Source organism: Amycolatopsis sp. NPDC006125, assembly GCF_040614195.1.
GTDB classification, from domain to species: domain Bacteria; phylum Actinomycetota; class Actinomycetes; order Mycobacteriales; family Pseudonocardiaceae; genus Amycolatopsis_E; species Amycolatopsis_E tucumanensis.
Genome location: NZ_JBEXTZ010000115.1, coordinates 1 through 24,883 on the forward strand (window position 1 = coordinate 1; position 24,883 = coordinate 24,883).

Below are 24,883 nucleotides of genomic sequence, written 5' to 3' on the forward strand. Positions count from 1 at the left end.
CCACCGGCCGTCCCACGCCGCGGCAGCGTTCGGAGCGGCGCGAGCGTCGGTTCGGCGCCGGCCAGGTGGTTCGGCCACCGAACCCACCAGCCATCCACTGCCCCGGCTGGGCGCGGGGGCTGGGGTCGGCGGTACGCTCGCGCGTCGGCTCAGGCATCGGCCGCCGTCTCCAGCTCCACCACGCACGCGTCCGGGTCGGCGAAGGGCAGCAGGCGGCTCGCGCGGAGGGGGCCGTCCGCGAGGGCGCCGTTCAGCATGCCCAGGTGCACCGAGCACACCGCGTCGCGGTGGCGGGACGCCAGCTCCAGGAACGGGCAGTGCCGCAGGCGGATCCGGTGCGGGTCGGCGGCCTGCTCGGGCTCGAAGCCCAGCTCGTCGAGAATGCGCACCACCTGCGCGGGCGTCTCCGGACGCGCGTTGAGGCGGCGGCCCCACGCGGCGCCCGCCGTCTCCGGGTCGCCGGGTCCGCCCGTCAGCAGGATCTCCGCCAGCACCTCGTAGCGCCGGTCCCGGCCCCGCGCCGCCACCGGCGGCACCCGGTACTCGGCCGCGGGCCGTCCCGGGCCGCGCGCGTGGCCCGGCGCCCGCTCGACCAGCCTGTCGGCCACCAGCTGGTCCAGGTGGAAGCGCACGCTGTTCGGGTGCAGCCCGAGCCGCCCGGCCAGTTCGGCCACGCCCACCGGGCCCGTCTCCCGGATCGCGCGCAGCACTTCGGCACGGCGTCCCGACACCTGGTGCGTCATCGTGGCCTCCCCTGCGCGCGGGTTATCCTGGGCCTGAATTTATCCAAGGATTTTTCGTACTAACAGGGCGGGGTTGGATTGCGCACCACGGCACACCGGCACGGCCCGAGCGAGACCCTCCCGGCGAACCTCCAGGAGATCGCCGCGGCGGGCGACGGCGCGCCGGGGATCCTGTGGCGGCTGCGCGAGGAGGGCCGCCAGCTCGACGCGAACCTCGTGCACCTGCCCGCGGGCGAACGCATCGGCACGCACGCCGAGCCCGACCTCGACCTGCTGCTGGTGGTCGTGACCGGCGCCGGGAAGCTGACCACCGGCGAGGAGACGCTCGACGTCGGCCCCGGCTCGCTGATGTGGCTGGCGCACGGGCAGGCCAGGGCGATCGAGGCGGGCCCGGAGGGCCTGTCGTACCTGACCGTGCACCGCCGCCGCCCGGGCATGCGGATCGGGCTCCGCTAGCGGGGGCGATCGCGACCCCACGGGCGGCGGGGCAGGCGGGAGACGGCACATCGCCGCGCCGCGGGCGGCGGGCACCGGCCTGCCGCCTCCTGGTGCGGCGGACCGGAGTGCGCTACCCCCCGCGGGGCGCGGCAGCCGCCGCGGGCCCCGTGCAGCCGAAATCCTCCCGGCGCAGCGGCAATCGCCGCGCCAAGCCGCGCCGCCCGCAGGCGGTGGGGCCGGTGCGATCGGCGCATCACCGCCAGACGGGCTGCCGACGGCCGGCCGCTATCGCCGCCGGGTGCGGAGGTAGTCGCTGATCACCGCGGCTCCCAGGCCGTCCACCTCGGGCGCCACGACGCGCCCGCCCGACCGCCGCGCGATCAGGTCCACGAACGCCGCCAGCCGCGGGTCGTCGCCGAGGCGGAACACCGACACCGAGGCGCCCATCTTCGCCAGGCGGTCCACTTCGGACAGCGTCTTGACCAGGGTGCGGGGCTGGGGCGGGTAGTCGAACTCCGCGGTGCCGTCCGGTTCCAGGTGGGCGGTCGGCTCCCCGTCGGTCACCATCAGCACCACCGGCTGGGCGTCCGGGTGCCGCCGCAGGTGCCGCCCGGCCAGCAGCAGCGCGTGGTGCGCGTTGGTGCCCTGCTCCCACACCCCCTCCAGCCCGACCAGCTCCGGCAGCTCCACCGCCGCCGCGTACCGGCCGAAGGTGATCAGCTGCAGCGCGTCGTTGCGGAAGCGGGTGGAGATGAGCTGGTGCAGCGCCAGCGCGGTGCGCTTCATCGGCAGCCAGCGCCCCTCCGACACCATCGACCACGACGTGTCCACCAGCAGCGCCACCGCGGCTCGCGACCGCAGCTCGGTTTCCACCACCTCCACGTCGGACACGTCCAGCCGCACCGCGCCGCCGCCCGTCGAGGCCGTCCGCAGCACCGCGTTGCGCACCGTGCGGGACACCTCCCACGGTTCCCGGTCGCCGAACTGCCACGGCCGGCTCGCCCCGGTCGGCTCACCAGCCGCGCCCGCCGACTCCGTCTGCCGCTCGCCGGTCTTGCCGCGCAGCGAGTGCACGATGTCCGACAGCGCGGTCTCCCCCAGGCGCCGCAACGCCTTCGGGGTCAGCCGCAGCGAGCCGTCCGGCGCGCGTTCGAACAGGCCCTGCGACCGCAGCTCCCGCTCCAGCTCGGACAGCCGCCGCGCGTCGACCCCGGCGTCCGGCCCGAGCTGGCGTTCCAGCGCCTCCAGGTCGATGTCCTCCAGGCGGGCGCCGGGGTAGGACTGGGCCAGCTGCTCGGCCAGCGCGTCCAGCTCGGCCAGGTCGGCCATCGCCTGCGCGCCCTCGCCCAGCCCCAGCGGGTCCTGGCCGCGGAACCGCGCCGAGGACGTCCAGTCCTCCCCCGGCCGCATCGCCTGCAGCCGCGCGTCCAGGCCGGCCAGCTGCTGCCCGATGCGCGGGTCGCCGAACGCCTGCTGCGCAAGCTCGGCCAGCTCGGCCCGCTGCTCGGCCGACATCGAGTTCAGCATCCGCTGCGCGGCGGCCGCCCGCGCGGCCAGCGCGTCGATCAACTCGTCCACGTCGCGCGGGTTCTCCGGGAAGAACTCGCCGTGGCGGCGCATGAACTCGTCGAACCGCTCGTCGATGTCGTCCACGCCGCGGGCATGCGCGTCGAGCAGGGCGTTCAGGTCGGCCAGCATCTGGTGGACGCGCTCGACGTCCTCCTGGCTGGTGCTCTGCAGCGCCTGCTTCATGCCCTCGAACCGCGCGTCGAGCATCTCCCGGCCGAGCAGGTCGCGGATCTGCTCGTACTTCTCCCGGCCCTCCTCGGACCGCCACGGGTACTCCGACAGCTCGCGCACCGCGGCGGCCGTGCCCGGCGGCAGCGCGTCGAGCTGCGCCTCGGCGAAGCGGGCGTCGTCGGACGGGTCGGGGAACAGCGCCCGCTTCTCCGCGTCCAGCGCCTCGTCGAGCAGGCGCCGCACCTCCTGCAGCGTGCCGTCGAGGCGGTGCCGCCGCTGGATCTCGGCGCGGCGCTGCCACACGCGGCGGGTCATCTCGTCGAGCCCGCGCGTGTTGCGGGTGCCGCGGCGCAGCAGCTCCTCCAGCGCCGACCGCGGCGACGCGCCGTCCATGACCTCGCGGCCGATCTCGTCGAGCGCCTCGCGCAGGTCGATCGGCGGGGCGAGCGGGTCGGGGCCCTCGTGCCACGGCCCGTAGGACCAGCCCTCGGGTGCGGTGCTCACGGCCCGTACACCGTGGTCGCGTCGTCGGAGTCCTTGGCCAGCTGCCGCGCCAGGTACAGCGACTCCAGCGCCAGCTCGACGGCCGCCGCGATGCGTCCCGGCTCGTCGGTGGCCGACACCCCGGCGCGCTCGGCGACCTCGTGCAGCACCGGCAGCTCGGGCAGCGCGGCGAGCAGGTCCGCGCCCGGCACGCGCTCGCCGGTGGCGACCAGGTGCCCGTTGGACACCGCCTCGACCAGCGGGCGCAGGTTGAGCCCGCCGAAGCGCTCGCGGGCGGTCTCGGCCACCGCGCGGCGCAGCAGGTGCACCAGGTGCTCGGTCTCGCGGCCCTCCTCGCCCGGCTCGAACTCGATCTTGCCGCGCAGCACGGCGGGCACGGCCTCCAGGTCCACCGGGCGCGCCACGGCCGGGTGCTCGCCGGTCAGCGCGGCCCGGCGCAGCGCCGCCGCCGCGACGGTTTCCGCCGCCGCGACCGCGAACCGGGCGGAGACGCCGGACCGCTGGTCGACCACGGTCGACTCGCGCAGGTTGCGCACGAACCGGGCCAGCACCTCCAGCAGCGGCTCGCCGACCTCGGCGACCAGGTTCGCCTCCTGGCGCACCACGTCCACCTCGGCGGCGACGGTCAGCGGGTAGTGGGTGCGGATCTCGGCGCCGAAGCGGTCCTTGAGCGGGGTGATGATCCGGCCGCGGTTGGTGTAGTCCTCGGGGTTGGCGGTGGCGACGAGCAGCACGTCCAGCGGCAGCCGCAGCGTGTAGCCGCGGATCTGGATGTCGCGCTCCTCCATCACGTTGAGCAGCGCGACCTGGATGCGCTCGGCGAGGTCGGGCAGCTCGTTGATGGCCACGATGCCGCGGTGCGCGCGCGGCACGAGTCCGAAGTGGATGGTCTCCGGGTCGCCGAGGCTGCGGCCCTCGGCCACCTTCACCGGGTCGACGTCGCCGATCAGGTCGCCGACCGAGGTGTCCGGCGTGGCCAGCTTCTCGGTGTAGCGCTGATCGCGGTGCAGCCAGGTCACCGGCAGGTCGTCGCCCAGTTCGGCGGCGCGCCGCCGCGAGGCCGGGGTGATCGGCTCCAGCGGGTGCTCGGCCAGCTCGGAGCCCTCGATCACCGGGGTCCACTCGTCGAGCAGGCCGGCCAGGGTGCGCAGCAGGCGCGTCTTGCCCTGGCCGCGCTCGCCGAGCAGCACGACGTCGTGCCCGGCCAGCAGGGCGCGTTCGAACTGGGGCAGCACCGTCCGGTCGAACCCGACGATCCCCGGCCACGGGTTCCGGCCCTCGCGCAGCGCGGCGAGGAGGTTGTCGTGGATCTCGGTCTTGATGCTGCGCGGCAGGTGCCCGGCGGCGCGCAGCTCCCCCGCGGTGCGCGGGAGGTTCTCGGGTGCGGGTGTCACGACTACGACGCTACGCACGTCCCGCGGTGTCGTCGACGTGGAGCAACTCCAGCGTCCGGGTGCCGTATTCTGGATCGCCGTGTGCTGTCCCAGTGCGACCCTCACCGTGTGGGCCTCGGCGTGGCTGTCCGGCGCCGCCGCGTCCGACGACGTCCTCGACGCGCTCCTGGCGTGGGGCGAGGCCCACGAGGTGGTGGCCGCGGACGCCGAAGCCGCGGTGACGCTCGACCTCCCGCTCGCCGGCGACTTCCCCGGCACGCCCGTCCAGCTGCTCGCCGCGTTGCGCGCGCACGGCGCCGGCCCGGCCCGGCTGGTGCTGCCCGCGCCCGGCGACCCGCGTGGTCTCGGCGGCGGCGGGCCGTTCACCGAGGCCGCGATGCGGGCGGGTGAGGCCGTGCTGCTGCCCGGGCTGGGGTTCGGGCTGGTGCCGGTGCCGATCGCGGAGGGGCTGGTGCGCTGGTCGGTGCACAAGGTCGCGGTGCCGCTGAGCCCGGACTACGTGGCGCTGAGCGAGGCGGAGCACGGCCTGACCGACGCGATCCGCGATTCCGCGGGCGCGCTGCAGGCGCTGGACGTCGCGCGGGACCGGCCGGGGGTGCGGGCCGAGCTGGCGGCGAAGCTGCGGGCGCGGCCGCACCTGAACTGGCCTGCCGGAACTCCGGGGCGGGCGCTGCGGGTGCTGCAGCGGGCCGACGAGGTGGGCGCGATCCTGGCGATCGCGGAGATCGACGAGCCGGGCGGCGCGCTGTCGTCGTCGGCCGCGGTGCGCCGCGCCGACGCACTGCGCCCGCTGCGCACGGCGGTCCGCACGGCCCGGCACGCCGCGATCAACGAAGCGGTCCGGCAACTCACCGAACAGGGTGACCGGCAGCCCTGATCGGCGGCTTGACAGCGTGGTGTTTCCTTGATCCGCACACATCGTCGTAGCGGCAGGAGACATCTTCCGTGGATCTCGGTGACCCCACCACCAACCCGATCTCGTTCACGCTCGGTTCGGCCGACGAGTTCTTCACCGAGCCGGTCGGCGCGCGGGACGAGGACGGCTACCGGCGCGCCTGGCAGCGCGTCGTGGCCGAGCACGGCGCCGAAGCCGCCCGGGTCACCCGCATCGCCGCCTACTGGGAGCCCTCCGCCGCGGACCGCAGGTTCCTCGACGAGACCTTCGCCGACGCCGGGCTGCAGTTCATCTTCGAGCGGCCGGAACCGGCAGGCTGGGACGGCGCGCTGGCGAAGGCGCAGCAGGTGCTCGACGAGATCCTGCGCGCCGAGGAGGCCGAGGAGCTGGCGGCGGAAGCCCGTCGCGCCAGGGAGAAGCAGGCGGGCGGCGAGCTGCTGCCGGTGCTGCGCAGCGGTTCCCTCGGCGGCAGCGACGTGGTGCGGCAGACGATGCCGTGGCTGCCGGTGGCCGGGCGCGACCTGTTCGCCACGTTCGCCTACACCGCGCTGACGCCGCACGGCACGGTCGGGATGCGGCACGTGCTCAACAACCACCTCGACGGGGAGGCGGACTTCACCGGGATCGTCACGGCCGCGCTGGACTCGGTCAAGGACGGCCTGGTCCTGGAGGAGGCCGTCACCGAGACCGGGCGCCTGATCCGGATGCACCGCCCGGACGGCTTCGGCGCGGCCGGCGCGGTCATGCTGCCCGACTTCCACGAGCGGATGTCCGGCATCCACGGCTGGGACGAGCTGACGGTGGCGATCCTCTGCCCGGACGACCTGTGGATCACGCGGTCCGGCACCCCGGACGCCGACCGGCTCGCCCAGGAGGTGCGGGCGGCCGGGCAGCAGGCGCCCGAGCTGCGGCCGTCGCTGCTGAGCGTCACCGCGACCGCGATCGACCTGCTCGCGGAAAGCGCTTCCTGACGGGGTTCAGGTGACCGGTCCCGGCTGGAGCACCAGCGCGGGCTTGCCGTCGACCGTGGTGAGACCGACCTCGATCGACGGGGACCCGCGGAAGCCGAAGCTCGCGCCGCCGAGGCCGGGGCCGATGCTGGACTGCGCGCCGCCGCCCTGGGGGTAGGTGACGCTGAAGGTGAGGCCCTCCGCGCTGATCGCGGTGACGCGCATCGAGGCGTAGTGGAACCGCGCGGCGTCCAGCGGGATGGTGGTGGGCTTGGACAGCAGCAGGGTGCAGTCGCCGTCGAAGCAGTCCCGCACCCTCGAGCTCGGCGGGGCGGGCGGGTTCGGGTTCGCGGTCGTGGTGGTCGGCTCCGCGGAGGTCGAGGTGGTCGGTGGGACGGTGGTGGCCGGGGCCGTGGTCGGTGGGGCCGGCGTGGTGGACGGCGGGGGCTGCTGCGCGACCGGGGCGGCGGTGCCGCAGCCGGCGAGGACCAGGGACAGTGCCGTGAGGGCGAAGACGTGCTTGCGCATGGTCCATTGGTAACGGGGATCGCGGCCGGGTCGGGTGCCCTTGTCCGGTTCCTGCCGTGGTCCGGAGTGGACGGTCACGCTTGAGCACCGACACCGCACCCGCGTTGCCCGCCACTGTCACGTTCCCGCCGCGGCGCGGAAAGGACCGTCAAGCGCGCGGGCGCCGGATCCGCCGGGGGTTGGGCTCCGGTTTGAGCGACACCGCGCCCGGGGTCGCCCGCCGTTGTCCCGCTCGCGCCGCGATCCGGAATGGACGGTCACGCTCGCGGGTACCGGATCCGCCGCGGTTGAGGCTTCGGTTTGAGCGGTGGACGGTCACCTCGGCGGGTGCGGAATCCGCCGCGGTTCAGGCTGCGGTTCGAGCAGCGAAACCGCACCCGCGTTGCCCGCCACTGTCACGTTCCCGCCGCGGCGCGGAAAGGACGGTCACGCCCGCGGGCGTCGGATCCGCCGGGGTTCGGGCTCGGGTGCCTCCGGTTTGAGCGGCGACACCGCGCCCGGGTTCGCGACCTGCCACACCTCGCGGTCGAGCGTCTCCGGCTCCGCGGGCGCGGCCGTCTTCGCCGACATCGCCACCGGCCGGTAGCCCGCGGCGGTGGGATCGGCGACAGCCGACCGGCCACGCAGCCGTGCCGGGACACCCGGCGTCGCCTGGCCGGCCCGGGTGCGCCGCTCCTCTCCTGCCGGGGAGACCCTGGACCGGCGGCCCGTCGTCGACGCGGTGGTGCCCGGAACCATCGGCGGCATCATCATGGGCGGCACCATCGCCCCGCCCGTGCCCGGTGATCCCGGTTTCGCCCCGGCCGCCAGGTCGGGCGGCTGCGGCGCCTGCGGGACCTGCGGCGCCGCGGCCAGCGGGACGGGGTGGGCGGCCCGCTCGATCCGCGGCGGCAGACCAGACCCCGCCGCGGCGCGAGGACCGGCCCCCGCCGCGGCACGACGGCCGGACGCCGCGCGGCTCGTGGCTGCTCCGGGACGGGCACCACCCACCCCGGTCCGCGGGCCGGACTTCGCGCCCGGCCACCCGGCGCCGGACGGGACCGCGACCAGTCCCGGCATGGACACGCTCCCGGGCGGCAGCGACGAACCCGGCACGAGGCCCGGCGTGAGACCGGGCGCGAGGTCGCCGGTGAGCACGAACACCGGCGCGGCACCGGCAGAGGCACCGCCCACCGCGGCCAGGACCGCCTCGGCGGCGGCGAGGAAGTACCGGTCGAGCTCGTCGAGATGACCGGCCGCTTCGGTGTGGCTCGCCTCGGTGCCCCGCTCGACCGTGCCTGCCACCTTGCCTCGGGTCAGCACGAGCTGGGCGGCGAGGTCGTCGAGCGCGGCCCACGGCCGGGCGGCCGTGATCCGGTCGAGCGCCTCCTCGATCGCGGCACGACGACGCTCGGCACGCGCGGCGAAGTCCGCCCCGGTGGCGTCCGTCCACTCCGGACGCAGCCGGTCCAGTTCGCGGCCCAGCGCCGCGGAGAGGTCCCTCAGCTCGCCGGCGACCGTCCGCCACATCCGCGCGGCCTGCTCGACCCGCTCGAGGTGGCTGTGGGCCTCGACGTCGGCGAGCGCGAACTGCACCATCGCGGGCAGCCTGTCGTAGTCCACGATCACTCCTCCCCCGGCAGGAACGCGAAAGCACGCGCCCCGGCGTCGTCACCGGCCTGGTAATCCGCGGCCGCGGCGGCCGCCGCCTCCCGCAGGGCCGTGATGGCGTCCCGGGTTTCGGCCAGGAACTCCGCGAGCGCGAGGGTGGCGACCGCGTCGGCGGCGGCGAACGTGCCGCACGCCTGCATGCCACCGGCGCACGGCTCCGATCCGGGCGGCTCCGCGACCGCGGTGGGCGGCTCGATCCGCGAGGCGAACTCGCGCATCGCGTCCGGGTCGCCGTCCAGCGTTTCGCACATGGCTCCTCCGTTCAGTCCTTCGCGAGCCACGCGAGCTGCACGAGCCGCGGCGCGTGCCGCCGCCCGGTCAGCCACGCCCGGCCGGGCGGCAGCAGTTCCGGTTTCAGCCCGCCGAGCAGCGGCCCCTCGTCCTTGTCGCCGGACATCAGCAGCCCGGGCGACCCGACGTCGCGCAGCCGGGACAGCAGCGGTTCGAACAGCGCCCGGCTCGCGCCCCCGGTGCGGCGCGCCAGCACCAGGTGCAGGCCGATGTCGCGGCCCTGCGGCAGCAGGTCCAGCAGCGGCAGGAACGGGTTGTCGGTCTGGCTCACGGTCAGGTCGTAGTCGTCGACGAGGACGAACAGCTCGGGCCCGCGCCACCAGCCGCGGTCCCGCAGCTGGTCCGGGGTCACGTCGGGCCCGGGCAGCCGCACCCGCATCTCGTCGGCCACCTGCCGCATCAGCTGCGTGGTCGTCTCCCGGTCGCTGCCGTAGCCGATGAGGTGCTCGGTCGTGACGTCGCCCAGCAGCCCGCGCCGGTGGTCGACGACGATCAGCCGCGCCCGGGCGGGTTCGTAGGCGTCGGTGATCGCGCGGGCGACCGCGCGCAGGAACGTCGTCTTGCCCGCCTCGGTGTCGCCGAGCAGCACGACGTGGGGGTCGGCGCCGAAGTCCAGGTGCACCGTGCCGAAGTCGTCCTCGGCGATGCCCACGGCCAGCCGGTGCGACGCCGCGTCGTGCTCGCCGGCGAGCTGCGCGTAGGGCAGTTGCGCGGGCAGCAGCCGCACGGGCGGCGCGGGCGGGCCGGCCCATCCGGCGGCCACCGCCTCGACCAGGGCACGCACGCCGCTGCCGAGATCGGCCGGATCGTCGTCGCCGTCGATGCGCGGCAGGGCGATCAGCATCTGGTGCCTGCTCGTCGTGACGCCGCGACCCGGCGCGCCCTCCGGGACCTTGATGGCCGAGGCCCGGTCCACCATGCTGTCCACCGGATCGCCGATGCGCAGCTCCAGCCTGCTGCCGAACAGGTCGCGGATGTTCATGCGCAGGTCGAACATCCGGGCGGCGGAGACGATCACGTGGACGCCGTAGGAGAGCCCGCGCGCGGCGATGTCGGTCACCGCCGCCTCGAGGTCCTCGAACTCGCCGCGCAGCGTGGACCACCCGTCCACGACGAGGAACACGTCGCCCCACGGGTCCGCGCTCCCCCGCCGCCGGTAGGCCGCCATGCCGTCGATCTCCCCGTCGGCGAAGGCGCGCTCCCGCCGTGCGATGAGGGTCCGCAGTTCGGCGATCGTGCGCCGGACCGCGCCGGGGTTCTGCCTGCCCGCGACACCGCCGACGTGCGGCAGGCCGCGGATCGACGACAGCGTCCCGCCGCCGAAGTCCAGGCAGTAGAACTGCACTTCGCGCGGGGTGTGGGTGAGGGCGAGGCTGGTGATGATCGTGCGCAGCGCGGTGCTCTTGCCCGACCGCGGCCCGCCGACCACCAGCACGTGCCCCGCCGCGCCGGACAGGTCGAGCACCAGCGGGTCCCGGCGCTGCTCCAGCGGGCGGTCGGTGATCCCGATGACGGCACGCAGCGCGCCGGCCGGCCCCTGGTGCGCGCCGAACCCGCGGCCGTCGCGGTGCTCGAGTGCGGGCAGCAACGCGTCCAGCGTGGGCGACTCGGCCAGCGGCGGCAGCCACACCTGGTGGGCCGGGGTGCCGCGGCCGCGCATCCGTTCGACGAGGATGTCCAGCACGCTTTCGCCGACCGCGTCGTCCTCCTCGGCGGCCTCCCCCGGGGCCTCGGCGGGCAGCGCGGGCGCCAGGTACCGGGTGGAGTACTCCAGCAACTCGGGCACGTCGTCGCCGCCGCGCTCGGCCGCGCCCCCGTCGCGCACGCGGTGCGCGCCGGAGACGTAGGCCGAGCGGAACCGGACCATGGCTTCGTCGTCGCACTTGAGGAATCCGTGCCCGGGCGCGCGCGGCAGTTTGACCGCGTCGCCGACGCCGAGGACCGTCCGACTCTCCACCTCGGAGAAGGTGCGCAGCCCGATCCGGTACGACAGGTGGGTTTCCAGGCCGCGCAGGCGGCCCTCCTCCAGCCGCTGGCTGGCGAGCAGCAGGTGCACCCCGAGCGACCGGCCGACCCGTCCGATCTGGACGAACATGTCGATGAAGTCGGGTTTGGCAGACAGCAGCTCGCTGAACTCGTCGCAGATCACCAGCAGGGTCGGCACCTCGGGCAGCGGCGCGCCGGTGGCGCGGGCGCGCTCGTACTCGCGCAGCGAGGCGAAGTTCCCCGCCGCGCGCAGCAGCTCCTGCCGCCGCAGCAGCTCGCCGTTGATCGCGTCGGTCATCCGGTCCACCAGGTGCAGCTCGTCGGCGAGGTTGGTGATGACCGCGCTGGTGTGCGGGAGCTCGTCGAGCGTGGCGAAGGTGGCGCCGCCCTTGAAGTCGACGAGCGCGAAGTTCAGCGAGCTGGGCGGGTGGGCGACCGCCAGCGCGAGGACGATGGTGCGCAGGAGCTCGCTCTTGCCGGAGCCGGTCGCGCCGATCAGCAGGCCGTGCGGCCCCATGCCGTCCTGGGCGGGCTCCTTGAGGTCCAGCTCGACCGGGGTGCCGTCGGTGGCGACGCCGAAGCGGATCCGCAGCCGGTCCCGGGTCGGGCGCTGCACCCAGGTCGCGGCCGGGTCGAACGTGCGCGGGTCGCCGATGTCGAGCAGCTCGGCGAGGTCGAGGTCGGTGCTCAGGGGCTGCTCACCGCGCCCGCCCGCGCTGGCCCGCAGCGGCGCGAGCTGCCGCGCGATCGCCTCCGCGGCCGGGATGTCGAGGGCGTCGGCGTGCCCGAGCTCGACCGTGCCGTCGATCGTCTCGCCCGTCAGCGCGCCGTCGGCGGCGACGTGCAGGACGATCGTCGCCGGGTCGAGGGCGCGCGGCGGCGGGGTGCGCAGGTCGACGAGCGTGACGCCGTCCAGGCCGCCGTCGGCCATCAGCTCGTCCGAACCCGCGGTGGACCCGCCGTCGAGCACCACCACCAGGTGCGGCAGCGCCTCGCGGTTGTCGAAGGCGGGGTCGAACCGCTTCCGCTCCCCGAGCAGGTCGTCGACCATCGCCTCGATCGACACGATCGAGGTGGCCACGAGCCGCAGCGGGCCGGCCGCGTCGGTCCGCTCGGGGTGCAGGGCGTGCGGCAGCCACTTGAGCCAGTCCCACGCCTCCTGCGCGGTGTGCGCGGGGCAGGCGGCGATGCGCAGGTCGTCGGGCGAGTGCAGGGACGCCAGCTGCACGAGCACCGCCCGCGCCAGCGCCGCGCCCCGCGCGTGGTCGCCGGTGACGTGGATGCGGCTGAACCCGTTGACGGCCATGGCGAGCGGCAGGCCGGGCACGGCGGTGTAGGTGGTGAGGAAGCGGCGCAGCGCGAGCGCGGACAGCGGCTCCAGCTGCTCCAGCGGCTTGGCCTCCGGAGGCACGAGGGTCAGCGCCGGGCGCTGCGGGCCGGTGCCGATCCGGGCGACGCCGAAGTCCGCGTCCAGCGGGCGCCGTTCCCACAGGCGGTGGCTGCCGACGAGGGTCAGCAGGGACTCCGGTTCCGGGTGCAGGTACACCATCGCCTGGCGCTGCTGGTGGATCGCGCGGGTCAGCCGCAGCCGGTGCTGCCCGAGGTGACGCAGGTAGGCGCGGCGTTCCTGGGCCATCTCCCGCTTTCCCGGCCCGGCGGAGTTGAGCAGCGACACCGCGATCATGCCCAGCACCCCGACGCCGAACAGCCCGAACACGACCAGCCGCAGCACGCCGGAGCCGCGCCCGAAGCTGCCGGTGAACAGCAGCATCATCGCCGCCATCATCGCGATCATCGGGATCACCATCAGCACCTGCGTCCACTGCCTGCCCGCGGGGCGCGGGATCTCCGGCGGCGGGTCGAGGATCAGCTCACCCGACGGCTGCTCCGGCGCGGGACGGCGAACCGGCCTGCGCACCACGACGGTCCCCATCGCGACTCCCCTCTCTGCCCGGACACCGATCCTCGCCTGAACCGCTCCGATGAGGACGGTGGTGGCAGGAACGTGCCGCGTCGTGCCGCCGGCGTCCGGTGCGCACGATCCTGGCTCCATGGAGCTGCCGAGCATCGACCACGAGGCCCGCCGCGCCGGTTACCGGCGGCTGCGTGACGACCTGCTGGAGATCCGGTCCAGGGTCGCCGACGTCACCGCCACCGCCGAGTCGCCGGACGGCCTGATCAGCGCGACGGTCGCCGGCCGGGGCGAGCTGACCGGGCTGCGCATCGATCCGCGCCTGTACCGCTCGCCCGATTCGACGGCACTGGCCGCGTCCATCCTGGACACCATCCGGGACGCCGTGGACGACAGCCGCGAGCAGATCGCCGAGATCACCCGGGAATACCTGCCGCCCGGCGCGGCTGGCAGGAACGTGCCGCGCCCGTCCTCCGGCGGCCGCGCCCGGCTTAGCGTCGGGGGCGGCGAAAGCCGCGGAAACGGAAGGAGAATCCAGTGACCGGTAACGGTCTGATGGACGCCAACACCGAAACCCTCACCAGGGTGGTGCAGATGGCGGCCGTGGTGGTGCAGGAGATCGAATCGCAGCGCGGGAAGCTCGACGGGGAGGTGAACTCCGTCATTCCCGCGCAGTGGAGCATGGATCAGTCCCAGTCGCTGCTCGTGGCGCACAAGAAGTGGGACGCGGCGATCCGCAACCTCTGCGAGAAGCTGCAGAAGCTGGGTGAGGACACCCAGTTCGCCGTCAACGACTACATGGACGTCGACCAGCAGGGCGCGCGGTGCTTCAACGGCGCCGACAGCGGGTCCGGCTTCGGGGGCTCCGGGTTCGGGTCCGGGTTCGGGTCCGGTGGCCTGGGGTCCGGCTTCGGTGGCACCTCGGGTGGCGGTGTCGGCTCCGGCCAGACGTACGCGTTCGCCGGGGTGCTCCGCGCCCTCTGACCGGGCACCACACAACGGAAAGGAGTTGACTCGTGACCCGTAAACTCGCGATGTTCGGTGCGCTGGACGGCCTGTCGGCGAGTATGAACGGCTGCGTGCAGGGCGTGCAGCAGTCCATCGATTCCTGGCGCCAGGCCTCCGGGATGGGCGAGAGCGACTGGCTCGACTCGGCGGGCGGGCAGTTCGCCGAGATCAGCCGGGCCTGCCAGCAGGTGATGGCCGCGGGCCAGGAACTGCTGCAGGCGATGAACCAGGGTGTCCAGACCTGCAACCAGGAGAACATGGGCGCGGTGCAGCGCTCGTGCGCCCGGCTGGGCGCCTGAGTCACGACTGTGGTGTCCCGGTGCGCACCCGGCGCACCGGGACATCCGTCGTCCGGAGGAGCTTGACATGGCTGAGGCAACGTCCGGCGGCACCGCGACCGCGCCGCAGAGCGACGCCCCCGCGAGCGCGCCGCCGTCCGCCGAACCGGCATCGGGCAAGCAGGCGGCCGAGGACACATCGAAGGCCCAGAACAACTCGAAAGCCGAGAACACCTCGAAGGCCGAGAGCACACCGGCCGCCGGGCACCGTGACGGCGGCGGCGGTGCGGACGGGTCCACTGCGGACGGTGCGGAGACCGGTGGGGTCGCGGGAGAGGTCCTCGCGGACGTGCCGCCGCCGGATCCGGGCCCGGTGCAAGCCGCGCACGAGGGGTGGGAGCCCGTCGCCGAGCGGGCCCGGCAGACCGGCGAGGAAGCCCGGGGCGCGACGCGGGAGCTGCCCGGCGCGTGGCCGGACGGCAGCGGCGCCGCCATGTCCGATCGCACCGAGTCCGCCGTCCTGGAGACCGATGAGGTCGCTCAGGACGCGCAGACCGTGTCCGCCACGTTGGACAAGACGCGGGAGGCCTACACACGCGCCCGGTCCCAGATGGAGGCCGAGGCGCTGCAGGCGGACAACGACGCGCGCCTCGCCCACGCGACGATGGGCCCCGGCCCGGAGGCCGACCTCACCACCGAGCGGGTCAAGCAGACCGCGCGTGAGGCGAACCTGCGGGTGCGCACCGCAACCCAACGGCAGGTGGACGCGGACTGGGCGAACGTCCGCCTCGCCGGAGCGGAGCAACCGCCGGAGACTCCGGACCCCGGTCACCCGGCGCCGCAACCCGGCGGCGCTGGGCCGGACGCCGCCGGGGACCTCGACCACGCACAGCGCGTGCTCGACCAGGCGGGCCGCGACGGCCTCGTCGCGAACCTTCCCACGCCGCCCACGGACGAGGAGCTGCTGCGCGACTACCAGACCGGGGACGAGGAGACGATCGAGGTCATGGGCAAGCAGGTGGTGCCCAGCGAGGTGCTGGCGAGCGCCCTGCGGGACCCCAGGGGCCTGCCGATGATCGACCCGATGAGGGTGAACCCGGCCAACTCCTGGCGCCACTGGGAGATCTCGGAGGACGCCACCGCCGCGGGCGAGCAGAGCTTCCCGGATCCGGACGGCTCCGGACCGGCGGGCGGCCGCGAGGGCACCGGCGACAACCATCGCGACGCGTTCCGCCACGCCTACTGGAACGCGCTGATGGCCAGGGAGTTCGGCGAGAATTCGGCCGAGCAGGTCGGCACCGCGCACGAGCGCCGGCCCGACGACCCGGTCGACGGGCAGCCCCCGCTGTTCGCGGAACGGCAGGAGGCGATGGACCTCTACAACAACGAGATCGGCCGCCGGATCGCGACGGAGCTGGGACCGCAGGCCACCGACGCCGACGTCCGGGCCGTGATCGAGCAGGCCATCCGCGGCGGGAAACTGGTCGTGTTCAACCAGGACCACACCGGCCTCGTGCCCAGCGGCGGTGCCGAGGACTTCCCGCCGTGACCGTCCCGGGTCGCTGTCCCGCCAGGCCGCCGCGTGGCCGGAACAGGTCACCGTCCACTGTGCCCCTCCCGCCGCCGCGACACTGAAAACACCGAGACTCCGGACAGACCGGCGACGCTTCAGGGGAGTGCAGAGGTGCCCGAGTCATCAGGAAACGGCGGCAGCGCACCGGCCGAGGCCGCACCGGCGAAACCCGCCGAGGCCGCACCCGCGGCCGAGCCCGCCCCCGCGGAACCGGCCGGGCCGGCCTCGTCCGAACCCGCCTCGTCTGAACCGGCATCGTCCGAGCCCGCGTCGGCGGAACCAGCCAAGGACGCACCGGCGGAACGGGCCGAGCCCGCATCGGCCCAAACCTCCGGCCAGGAAGAACCCCGGAGCGAGCCGCGCCGGCAGGCACCGGCCCGCAACGACAACTCCGCTCCGGGTGATTCTCCCGGCGGCGAACTCGGCAAGCGCGTCTTCGGGGAGAATCCGCTGTCCGACGCCGACACCGGCGCGCTGGGCGAGGCGCGCGACCGGGCCGCGCGGGCCGGGGAGGACCTGCGGGGCACCGCCGAGAACACCGCCCGCGCGGCCGGCGATGGCCAGTGGCGAGATCCGGCAGGGCAACGGCACACCGAGCAGGTGAACGCCCAGGCAGCCGACGTCGCCGCGCTCGGCGACGGCATGGACGAACTCGGCCGGTACCTCGACGAAGGCGCGCGCATCCACGACGGCGTCCGCGAGACGCGGGTGAGCGCGGTCGACCAGGACAACCCGGTCTACGAGCTGGCGGGCGCGACCCTGCCGCCGCCGGAGAGCGACGCCACTCAGAACCGCGTTGCCCGCGACGCGATCACCCGCGACCGGGAGGTAATCGACCAGGGCGTGGAACTGATGCGCCAGGCCGGCGAGCGGTTCATGCGCGGCACCGAGCAGGCGTTCGGGGCGCTGCGCGAGCCGACGGAGCAGGTCGGCCAAGCCCTCCGGGACCAGGGCTGGCACGTCACGCCGGTCCAGTACGAACGGGGACCGGTGGAGCGCGCGCACCGGCTGGAAACCACCGTCGCGGAGGGGAAGGCCGGATGGCGCGAGCGCTTGTCCGGGGCGAACAAGACCGGCGACCACGCCCAGCGCAGCAAGCTGACCGATCCGTCGGCGACCGTGAACTACGACGCGGTGCGGGACGCGTCCATCCAGCTCGATTCCGGGCAGCGCCGGCTGGAACTCGCCGGCCGGGACGTGCCCGTCCAGGTCACGGCCGACGCCACGGCGTGGCGCAGCGACCAGTTGCCGGACCAGGGCGGGTGGTACACCGAGTACCTGGACACCCCGACCCCGAAGGCGGGCCGGTTCGAAGGCAAGGCCGCGTGGGGAGCCGGAGCGTCACTGGTCGCGCGCGGCACCGTCGGCGACGTCACCGCGCTGGGTGACGTCAACGCCTCGGTGGGCCTGGAGGGCAAGGCGAAACTCGATGTCGGGTCGCGGTTCTTCGGCGGGGAGGCCGGCGGTTCGATCGGGGCGCGCGCGGGTGTCGGCGGGATCGCCGAGTACGGCGGGATCGGCGCGAGCGGCCGGGCCGAGGGGATCCTCGGGCTCGGGATCGAGGGTGGCGTCACCTTCGGCGAGAACAAGGACGGCGACTGGGTGATCGGCGGCAAGATCGGCGCCGCGCTCGGGATCGGCGGGAAGGTGGAGGGGCACATCGTCATCGATCCGGAGCGGGCGGGCCGGACGCTCGCCGATCTGGGATCGGCGATCGCCGATGGATTCCGCAACCCCGGCCCCGCGATCCCCTCCCCCACCTTCTACTAGCGCATCGAGGAGCCCCACCGTGTTCACGAGCATGCCGTTCCCCGTCGGGTTCGCCGTTCCGCCCGGGTGGCGGGCCCCCGGGCCGTCGGAGACCGGCTGTCCACTGGGGACGGTGGCCTGCGTGCGGTCCGAACCGGCCGCGGTCATCGCCGCCGCCGGCGGGTTCCGGCCGGACGGCGCGAGCCTGCCCGAGATCGCCGCCGAGTCGGTGCGTGACCTGCGCGAGTCCGGCGCCGTCGTCGAGGTGCTGCGCCGGGCGGAAGTCGGCGCGGCCGGCTCGCCAGGGCTCGCGCAGGTCCTGCGCGTCCGCGCACCGGGCGCGGCGGAGGTCGTGCAGTGCCAGGCGTTCCTCGCGCTGCACGACGTCGACGACCACGGCAAACGCGCCGTGCTGCGGTTCGTGATGGCCACGACCGGGGCCGGGGAACTCGCGGAGGACTTCCGCCGGTTCCTCGGCTCCATCCGGCCGGGCACCAGCCAGGAGGACGAGGAGATCCCATGACAGACCACGCACGACTGCGCGCGGAGCTGCTGGAGACGCGCACCCGCATCGCGGCCATCGAGGTGACCGCGGACTCCCCGGACGGTCTGGTCAGCGTCACGGTGGCCGGGCGGGGCGAGCTGCGGGAGCTGCACCTGGACCCGCGGATCTACCGGGCGGCCGACGCGAAGGCGCTCGGCGCTTCCATTGTGGACACCGTGCGGGACGCGGTCGAGCAGTCGCGGCGGCAGCTGTTCGAGATCGTCCGCCGCTACCTGCCGCCGGGGGCGAAGTACGAGCACACCGACGTGCACACCGATCCCTTCATCACCCAGCTGGACAAGAAGATCGAGGAGTGTGGCGATGACCGGCTATGACATGGACCCCGATGCCGTGACCCGCAGCATCAACCGGTTGCGCGCCGCCGGGGAGGACTTCGGATCGGCGTGGGCGAACCACAAGCAGGCGATCCAGGCGGCGCAGGGACGGTTCGGCAGCGACGTGCTCGCCCAGGCGTTCCTGGAGAAGTACCTGCCGATCGCGGAGAAGCTCACCGCCAGGGCCGACGCGATTCCAGGCAGCTACGCCCGGCTCTGCGACGACGCGATGGGCTGTGTCGCCGACTACCTCGCGGCCGAGAACCAGGGCACCGGCGCGGTGCGGCGGCTGACCGGCACGTCATGAGAGCGGTTCACCTGGGGACGGCCGCCGCGCTCGCGGCGGCCGTCGTCGTCTGTCCGGGAGCCGCCGCGGCCGCACCCCCGCCGGGCGCGTGCGGCAGCGAGCCCGCCCCGGCGAGCCCGGTCGTCACCGAGCTGCCGTGGGCGCAGAAGACGCTGGACTTCCCGGCCGTGCACGAGCACGCCACCGGCGCCGGGGTGGTGGTCGCCGTCGTGGACTCCGGGGTGGACGCCGACCACCCGCAGCTGCGGCAACCCGGGAAGGTGCTGCGAGGGCAGGACTTCTTCCTCGTCGGCGACCTGCCCGGCGGCTTCGACTGCGTCTCGCACGGCACCGGGGTGGCCAGCATCATCGCGGCCGCGCCGGTCGCGGGCGCCGGGTTCACCGGGCTGGCGCCGGACGCGACGATCCTGCCGGTGCGGATCAGCGAAAGCGACGGCGGCACCGAGGGGATCGACCCGGAGGTGCTCGCCAGGGGGATCTGGTTCGCCGTCGACGCCGGCGCCGACGTGATCAACCTGTCCGTCGCGGGCGGCGCGGATGACCACTTCGTGCGCGACGCGATCCGGCACGCGGTGGAGCGGGACGTGGTCGTGGTGGCGGCCGCGGGCAACGGCCAGGAGGGGCCGGCGCCGGGCCCGGTGACGTACCCGGCCGGGTACGACGGCGTGCTCGGGGTCGGCGCGGTGGACATGGCCGGGGCGCGGTTGCCGAGCTCGCAGATCGGGCCGCAGGTGGACCTGGTGGCGCCCGGCGGAAGCGTGCTGTGCGCGGCGCGGGTGGCGGGGCACCAGTACCGCGACGGGACCAGTTTCGCCGCGCCGTTCGTGACCGCGACCGCGGCGCTGGTGCGGTCGGCGCGACCGGACCTGTCCGCGCCCGAGGTGGCCGCGCGGCTCTTGGCGACGGCGACGCCGTCCCCCGGCGGGGCGGCGTACGGGGCCGGGATGGTGAACCCGTACCGGGCGCTGACGGCAGCGCTCGTGGACGCGCCCCCGGCCGCGGCGCCAGTGCTGCAACGCCCTTCGCCGGACCCGGAGCAGGTGCGGGTGTCCGCCTGGTGGGCGGGCCGCACGTCCGGCGCGCGGCTGCTGGCGGTGCTGACTCTCGCGGCGGCGGTGCTCGGTGCGGTGGTGGCGCTGGTGCTGACCCGCGGACGCCGCACCGGTTGGCGCGCGCGGCGAGCGGAACTGCCCCCGGCCGAGCCGGTGCGGGACGAACTGCCGGAGGAGATGTTCCTGGTGCCGCCGCCACCCGCGGACCGCTGAATACCGCGACCCGCGCGGCCGGGTTGCGCGGCTGGGCGCGGCACCCGGCCGAGCCGCCGCGAAGCGGCCCGGCCCAGAAGCTCTTTCCGGTAGGAGAGCAGCGAAGCCCGGCCGGGCTTCGCTCGGCGCTTCTGGCCGAGCACGGCTCCCACGGGCAGGCGCGTGCGCGCCCGCGTCCGATGTCGGCCAGCCGAAGCCCCGCCGGTCTTTCCGGCGGGGCTTCGCTGTGCTCAACCGAACACAGCCGCCGGGTCCAGAGCGCTCCCCAACGGCACCCGGCTGACCATCCCAGCCGGCAGGCGCACCGGCGCGGCCTCGCCATACCCGAGCACCCCCAGCACCGCTCCAGCTTGCGCGCCCGCGCGCCAGCCGTGCTTCGCTCTCTCCTCCCGACCAGCACGCCCCCACCGGCAGGCACAACCGCTCTGCCCGGCCGAACCTCCCTGCTCAACCGAGCACAGCCGCCGGGTCCAGAGCGCTCCCCAGCGGCACCCGGCTGACCATCCCAGCCGGCAGGCGCACCGGCGCGACTTCGCCGTAGCCGAGCACCCCCAGCACCGCTCCAGCTTGCGCGCCCGCGCGCCAGCCGGGCTTCGCTCTCTCCTCCCGGCCAGCACGCCCCACCGGCAGGCACAACCGCTCTGCCCGGCCGAACCTCCCTGCTCAACCGAACACAGCAGCCGGGTCCAGAGCACTCCCCAGCGGCACCCGGCTGACCATCCCCGCCGGCAGGCGCACCGGCACGACCTCGCCGTAGCCGAGCACCCCCAGCACCGCCCCAGCTTGCGCGCCCGCGCGCCAGCCGTGCTTCGCTCTCTCCTCCCAGCCAGCACGCCCCCACCGGCAGGCACAACCGCTCTGCCCGGCCGAACCTCCCTGCTCAACCGAGCACGGCCGCCGGGTCCAGAGCGCTCCCCAACGGCACCCGGCTGACCATCCCCGCCGGCAAGCGCACCGGCGCGACCTCGCCATACCCGAGCACCCCCAGCACCTTCCGGTCGGCCAGTGGGTGCGCCCGCCCCTGGTCGGTCACCAGCAGCACCGTCCCGGCGTACGCGCCCGCGCTCGGCATCGCCTCCACCAGTGCCGCCCGCCCGGGCTCGACGTACACCCGGTCGGCCAGTGGCATCCCGAGCACGGTCCGGCCCGGCGTCGCCATCGCGGCGGTGGCGGGCATCCGCGGGCCGACGTGCACCACCGGCGCCGCGGCCCCGGGCTCGTACGTCGCGCAGATCGTGTCGCCCGCCGCGAACTCCGGGCGCTGCCGGGGCGCCGCTCCCGGGACCGCGTCCGCGGCCGGTGCGATGCGGGCCTCCGCGGCTTCGGCCGGTCCCAGCGGGACACCCACCGGCTGGCCGCCCCCGTAGGCCTGCCGCGTCGCCGGGTCGGCCCGCTGGATGTCGTACTGCAGCGGCGAAATCGGCCGCAACCGGTCCGCCTCGGCGAGGTAGTGCTCCCGGTTGCCCGCGGTGTCCAGGACGAGCAGCTGCCCGGCGCGGATGTCCGCCCGCCCCTGCACCGCCGACGACGGACCGCCCAGCCCGGCCGGCCGGACCGGCGCGATCGGCTCCCCCGCGGGCAGCACGTCGACCACCGCCATGGCCGTCCGGATCCTCGGCACCGACTGCAGCGCCAACCCCACCGTCACCGTGTCGGCCTGCCGGATCCGGTGCCGGTGGCCCCCGGCGATCAGGTACTGGTCGCCGCTGGCCGGCACCTCGGCGAGCACCGCCTCCGCCGGCGCTCCCCCGGGCGCCCCGGCCCCGACCAGCAGCACCGACTCGTCCACAGTGGAGCCGTCCGGGCCGGGCACCGGCCGTGAGCACAGGCTCCAGCCACCGGTCAGCAGCTGCCCGGGGTCCGGCAGCGAGTCGGGCGCGCCGGGGATCCCGATCTCCGCACCCCGCGGCACACCCGCGAGCGAATCGCGCGACACCGACACCGTCTCGGCGCGCTCACCGAGCGCCAGCAGCGCCGACGCGTAGTTCGTCACCGGGTGCAGCACGCCGTCGAGGTACACGTACCGCGCCCCGGTCTCCTTCGCCACGATCACCGCGGGCCGGTCCCGCCACGTCGTGTTCCCGCCGGGGTTGACCAGCCCGTACACGCCGACCGCGACGAGGGCCAGCACCCCCAGCACGATGCTGCCGATCGCGGCCCCGCCCGGACGGCGGAACGGCGGCTGCTCCGGATCGGGCTCCCGCGTCACCAGCGCGGAAATGGCCCGCTGCGCGAGGAACTGGTGCGCCTGCAGCAGGTCGCGTTTGGACGCCACCGCTCACCCGCCCAGTCCGCGGACCAGCCCGTACACCCCGAGCACCGCGCACAGCACGGGCACGCAGGCGAGCACGACCGCCACCTCGAGCAGCTCGGCGTAGCGGCCGAGGAACGGGCTGGGCAGCCCCTTGCTGTGGCTGAGCCCCGCCAGCACGGCCAGCCCGCCCACCACGATCAGCACCGGCGCGGTGACGGCGAACGGGAGCCGCGCGCCGGGGCCGAGTGCGAGCGCGCCCGCGGCGGCCACGCCCGCCAGCAACAGCGGCGCCCGGTGCCGCAGGGCCGGGTAGAGCCGGGCGCGCAGGCAGAACCCCACTGACAGCACGGACAGCAGCACGACGACCGCGGTGCCGCCCGCCCGCGCGACGACGCACAGGCACAGCACGGTGACCGTCGCCGCCCCGGCGATCATCCCGGTCAGCAGCTGGTCGGCGCGCACCACCGCGGCGTAGACCGCCTTCCTGGGCGGTTGCGGGTCGTCGCGCACCAGGTCCGCGGTGGTGCGCGGGAGCACCGGCATCGGCACCCGGCCGAGGCGGATCGCCAGCGGCCCGGACAGCGGCGACAACAGCAGCACCGCCACGGCCGCCACCGCCGCGCCGTCCGCGCCGTCCACCGCGTCCGTGGTCGCCGGCCACGACGCGAGCGCCCCCACGACGCTCGCGGTGAGACCGGCGACGAACACCTCGGCGTGTTCCACCACGGCGAGCTGCCCCAGCACCGCGGCGATCAGCAGCGCTGAACAGCCGCTGAGCACCTGCGGCGCGCCCAGCCCGGCAGGTTGCGGCCCGGCCGCGAGCACCAGCGCTCCCCCGGCGAAGGCGAACGGCATCGCGAGGGCGGCCACCACGGCGCCCGCCCCGGCGTCGCCGAACGCCCTGGCCAGCGCGGCGCCCGCGGCGAGCAGGACGACGCCGAATCCGAGCGCGGCCCACGCCGCCGTCCCCCACGGCGGCCCGGCCCGCAGCACGGCGGCCAGCGCGAGCAGGACGGCGAACGCCCCGGTCAGCAGGCCCGCCGCGCGGGTGTGCACCGGCCCCCACAGGCGCCCGGTGTGCCCGGCTCCCTTGGCGATGGTGTCGGCGAGGTCGTCGTAGGACAGCTCCGGCCAGTGCAGGCTCCGGGACACCAGGTGCAGGACCTCGCCGTCGCGGATTCCGTACGCGGCCGGCGTCCGGCCGGGTTCGAGCACGGTGCCGTCACCGCGGCGGAGCAGCCAGCCCCCGCCGGCCACCCCGTCGTCGTGCAGGCTTTCGCCGGCCCGGCGCAGCAGTCCCGGCAGGATCTCCCCCACCGGCGACCGCTCGGGCACGGCGAGGTCGATCCGCCGTCCGGGCGCGTCGATGGTCACCCGGACGAGGTTCGTCGTCGTCATGGCCCCCACGATGGGCCCGCGGGCCCGCGGCGGGAACCGTTCCGGCAGGTACCGGCCACCGCGCTGGTTGTCATCGGATCCTCATGTTCGGACCGGCAAGGTGATCGGCATGCTCCCGGCGACGACCACGCACCAGCCCCCGCGGCCCAGCGCCGCGGCCGCACCGCAGACCGCCGGGCGGCCGGTCGCGACCGTCGCCGCCCAAGCCGTCACCACCACCGCGACCCCTGCCAGGACCGCGCCGCCACGCCCCGTGGCACAGCCCACGACCCCGGCCCAGCCCGCGCCGGTCCACATCGGACACCTCGCCGAGCCGCCCGAGGAGACCCCGGAGCAGCGGCACACGCCCGAGCTGCCCGCGCTGCGGATCGTCTGCTGGCAGCTCGCGCTGGTGCTGGGCCTGATCGCGATCGGCCGCCCCTGGCCGGTGACGGCGGGCCTGCTGACCACCGCGGCGATCCTGCTGGTCTGGACCGCGGGCCGCGCGGACGGCCGCTGGCTGTCCGACGAGGTGCTGCTCCGGGCGCGCCTGCTGCGGCGGCGCCGTCGCGTGGCACGCGGCGGGGACCTGCTCGGCCACCTCGCGCCGGGAGCCCGGATCCGCACCGCCGAAGTCGCGGGCGTGCCGGCCGGGGTGATCAGCCGCGAGGAAGAACTGCTCGCCGTCCTGCGCCCGACCGGCGGTGATCCCGGTGCGTTCGCCCGGCTCACGCTCTCCGGAGCGCTGGTCTCGGGATCCGGGAAAGCACCGGTGATCCGGCTCCAGCTGGTCCTGCACCGCGGCCCTCGGCAGACGGACGAAACCCGGGCCTGGCTCGCCGTGCGCGCGGTGCGCGAGCCCGGCCTGGCCACCGACGACGAGCTGCTCACCGCGCTGACCGGCGCCGTGCGCCGCACGCACCGCGAACTCCGCGCCGCGGGCCTGGGCGCGGTCGCCCTGACCGAGCAGGAACTGCGCGCGGCGCTCGCCGCGCTCACCCACACCGGCCCCGGCCGGGACCGGGTCGCCGAGGAGCGGCGGTGCTGGCGCGCGGGACCGGTCACCCAGATCGGCGTGCGCGTGACCGGCCGCGGCGCCCCCCCCCCGCCGGCCCCGCTCCACGCGCTGCACCAGATGCTCGCCGCCGGCCCCGCCGCCGCC

At 75.2% G+C, this 24,883-nt stretch carries 22 protein-coding genes; 13 read left to right on the forward strand and 9 right to left on the reverse strand.

Translation table 11 applies throughout. The features are described from left to right. Positions 1-149: 149 nt before the first annotated feature. Complete coding sequence (locus ABZ193_RS37195; protein WP_354713295.1) at positions 150-743, reverse strand: helix-turn-helix domain-containing protein; 594 nt, start codon at positions 741-743, stop codon at positions 150-152. A 78-nt stretch (positions 744-821) separates the two neighbouring features. Here ABZ193_RS37195 and ABZ193_RS37200 point away from each other — a divergent pair, with 78 nt between their 5' ends. Continuing rightward, positions 822-1,199, forward strand: a complete 378-nt coding sequence (locus ABZ193_RS37200; protein ID WP_354713297.1) for a hypothetical protein — start codon at positions 822-824, stop codon at positions 1,197-1,199. A 267-nt stretch (positions 1,200-1,466) separates the two neighbouring features. On the opposite strand, the gene ABZ193_RS37205 is transcribed toward ABZ193_RS37200, so the two are convergent. Together ABZ193_RS37205 and ABZ193_RS37210 are read right to left on the reverse strand one after the other, a co-directional pair. Then, positions 1,467-3,425, reverse strand: a complete 1,959-nt coding sequence (locus tag ABZ193_RS37205) for a VWA domain-containing protein (protein WP_354713299.1) — start codon at positions 3,423-3,425, stop codon at positions 1,467-1,469. Beyond that, positions 3,422-4,819: an ATP-binding protein gene (locus ABZ193_RS37210; protein WP_237334966.1), complete on the reverse strand. Its 1,398-nt coding sequence runs from the start codon at positions 4,817-4,819 to the stop codon at positions 3,422-3,424. The genes ABZ193_RS37205 and ABZ193_RS37210 overlap by 4 nt, the downstream gene beginning before the upstream one ends. Positions 4,820-4,898: 79 nt before the next feature. Here ABZ193_RS37210 and ABZ193_RS37215 point away from each other — a divergent pair, with 79 nt between their 5' ends. Together ABZ193_RS37215 and ABZ193_RS37220 are read left to right on the forward strand one after the other, a co-directional pair. Beyond that, on the forward strand, positions 4,899-5,696 hold the full coding sequence (locus ABZ193_RS37215) for a hypothetical protein (RefSeq protein ID WP_027936651.1): 798 nt from the start codon (positions 4,899-4,901) through the stop codon (positions 5,694-5,696). Positions 5,697-5,764: 68 nt separating this feature from the next. Further along, complete coding sequence (locus ABZ193_RS37220) at positions 5,765-6,685, forward strand: hypothetical protein (RefSeq protein ID WP_354713301.1); 921 nt, start codon at positions 5,765-5,767, stop codon at positions 6,683-6,685. 6 nt (positions 6,686-6,691) lie between these two features. Here ABZ193_RS37220 and ABZ193_RS37225 read toward each other — a convergent pair whose 3' ends face one another. The 4 genes from ABZ193_RS37225 to eccCa form a co-directional block, all read right to left on the reverse strand. Beyond that, a complete protein-coding gene (locus tag ABZ193_RS37225; protein WP_354713303.1) occupies positions 6,692-7,192 on the reverse strand; it encodes a hypothetical protein in 501 nt (166 codons plus the stop codon). A gap of 426 nt (positions 7,193-7,618) precedes the next feature. Further along, positions 7,619-8,794 (reverse strand): hypothetical protein, encoded by a 1,176-nt coding sequence (locus ABZ193_RS37230; RefSeq protein WP_354713305.1) that lies wholly within the window; start codon positions 8,792-8,794, stop codon positions 7,619-7,621. A gap of 2 nt (positions 8,795-8,796) precedes the next feature. Then, the gene (locus tag ABZ193_RS37235) at positions 8,797-9,093 is read right to left on the reverse strand and encodes a hypothetical protein (protein ID WP_354713307.1); all 297 of its coding nucleotides are present in this window, start codon (positions 9,091-9,093) and stop codon (positions 8,797-8,799) included. 11 nt (positions 9,094-9,104) lie between these two features. After that, entirely contained in the window at positions 9,105-13,052 is a 3,948-nt protein-coding gene (gene eccCa / locus ABZ193_RS37240) for a type VII secretion protein EccCa (protein WP_354713308.1), read from the reverse strand. 118 nt (positions 13,053-13,170) lie between these two features. Between eccCa and ABZ193_RS37245 the strand changes: the two genes are divergently transcribed. From ABZ193_RS37245 to mycP, 9 genes are all read left to right on the forward strand, one after another. Continuing rightward, positions 13,171-13,572 carry a YbaB/EbfC family nucleoid-associated protein gene (locus tag ABZ193_RS37245; protein ID WP_354713310.1) on the forward strand — a complete coding sequence of 134 codons (402 nt, stop codon included), beginning with the start codon at positions 13,171-13,173 and terminating at the stop codon, positions 13,570-13,572. Beyond that, positions 13,569-14,015: a WXG100 family type VII secretion target gene (locus tag ABZ193_RS37250; protein ID WP_354713312.1), complete on the forward strand. Its 447-nt coding sequence runs from the start codon at positions 13,569-13,571 to the stop codon at positions 14,013-14,015. The genes ABZ193_RS37245 and ABZ193_RS37250 overlap by 4 nt, the downstream gene beginning before the upstream one ends. Before the next feature lie 32 nt (positions 14,016-14,047). After that, positions 14,048-14,338 carry a hypothetical protein gene (locus tag ABZ193_RS37255; protein WP_157358854.1) on the forward strand — a complete coding sequence of 97 codons (291 nt, stop codon included), beginning with the start codon at positions 14,048-14,050 and terminating at the stop codon, positions 14,336-14,338. A 67-nt stretch (positions 14,339-14,405) separates the two neighbouring features. Then, positions 14,406-15,866 carry a hypothetical protein gene (locus tag ABZ193_RS37260; RefSeq protein WP_354713314.1) on the forward strand — a complete coding sequence of 487 codons (1,461 nt, stop codon included), beginning with the start codon at positions 14,406-14,408 and terminating at the stop codon, positions 15,864-15,866. 135 nt (positions 15,867-16,001) lie between these two features. Continuing rightward, complete coding sequence (locus ABZ193_RS37265) at positions 16,002-17,660, forward strand: hypothetical protein (protein ID WP_354713316.1); 1,659 nt, start codon at positions 16,002-16,004, stop codon at positions 17,658-17,660. A 19-nt stretch (positions 17,661-17,679) separates the two neighbouring features. Next, positions 17,680-18,162, forward strand: coding sequence for a hypothetical protein (locus ABZ193_RS37270; protein ID WP_354713318.1), 483 nt, complete (start codon positions 17,680-17,682; stop codon positions 18,160-18,162). After that, on the forward strand, positions 18,159-18,518 hold the full coding sequence (locus tag ABZ193_RS37275) for a YbaB/EbfC family nucleoid-associated protein (protein ID WP_354713320.1): 360 nt from the start codon (positions 18,159-18,161) through the stop codon (positions 18,516-18,518). The genes ABZ193_RS37270 and ABZ193_RS37275 overlap by 4 nt, the downstream gene beginning before the upstream one ends. Then, positions 18,505-18,825 carry a hypothetical protein gene (locus ABZ193_RS37280; RefSeq protein ID WP_237334978.1) on the forward strand — a complete coding sequence of 107 codons (321 nt, stop codon included), beginning with the start codon at positions 18,505-18,507 and terminating at the stop codon, positions 18,823-18,825. Before ABZ193_RS37275 ends, ABZ193_RS37280 begins: the two co-directional genes overlap by 14 nt. Further along, positions 18,822-20,090 carry a type VII secretion-associated serine protease mycosin gene (mycP, locus tag ABZ193_RS37285; RefSeq protein WP_354713322.1) on the forward strand — a complete coding sequence of 423 codons (1,269 nt, stop codon included), beginning with the start codon at positions 18,822-18,824 and terminating at the stop codon, positions 20,088-20,090. The genes ABZ193_RS37280 and mycP overlap by 4 nt, the downstream gene beginning before the upstream one ends. Positions 20,091-20,970: 880 nt before the next feature. On the opposite strand, the gene eccB is transcribed toward mycP, so the two are convergent. Together eccB and eccD are read right to left on the reverse strand one after the other, a co-directional pair. Next, on the reverse strand, positions 20,971-22,365 hold the full coding sequence (gene eccB, locus ABZ193_RS37290) for a type VII secretion protein EccB (RefSeq protein WP_354713324.1): 1,395 nt from the start codon (positions 22,363-22,365) through the stop codon (positions 20,971-20,973). Between the two features lie 3 nt (positions 22,366-22,368). Continuing rightward, the gene (gene eccD, locus ABZ193_RS37295; protein ID WP_354713326.1) at positions 22,369-23,742 is read right to left on the reverse strand and encodes a type VII secretion integral membrane protein EccD; all 1,374 of its coding nucleotides are present in this window, start codon (positions 23,740-23,742) and stop codon (positions 22,369-22,371) included. A gap of 109 nt (positions 23,743-23,851) precedes the next feature. On the opposite strand from eccD, the gene ABZ193_RS37300 reads away from it, so the two are divergent. Then, positions 23,852-24,883: hypothetical protein (locus ABZ193_RS37300; RefSeq protein ID WP_354713327.1), on the forward strand; the 1,032-nt coding region annotated here is incomplete at its 3' end.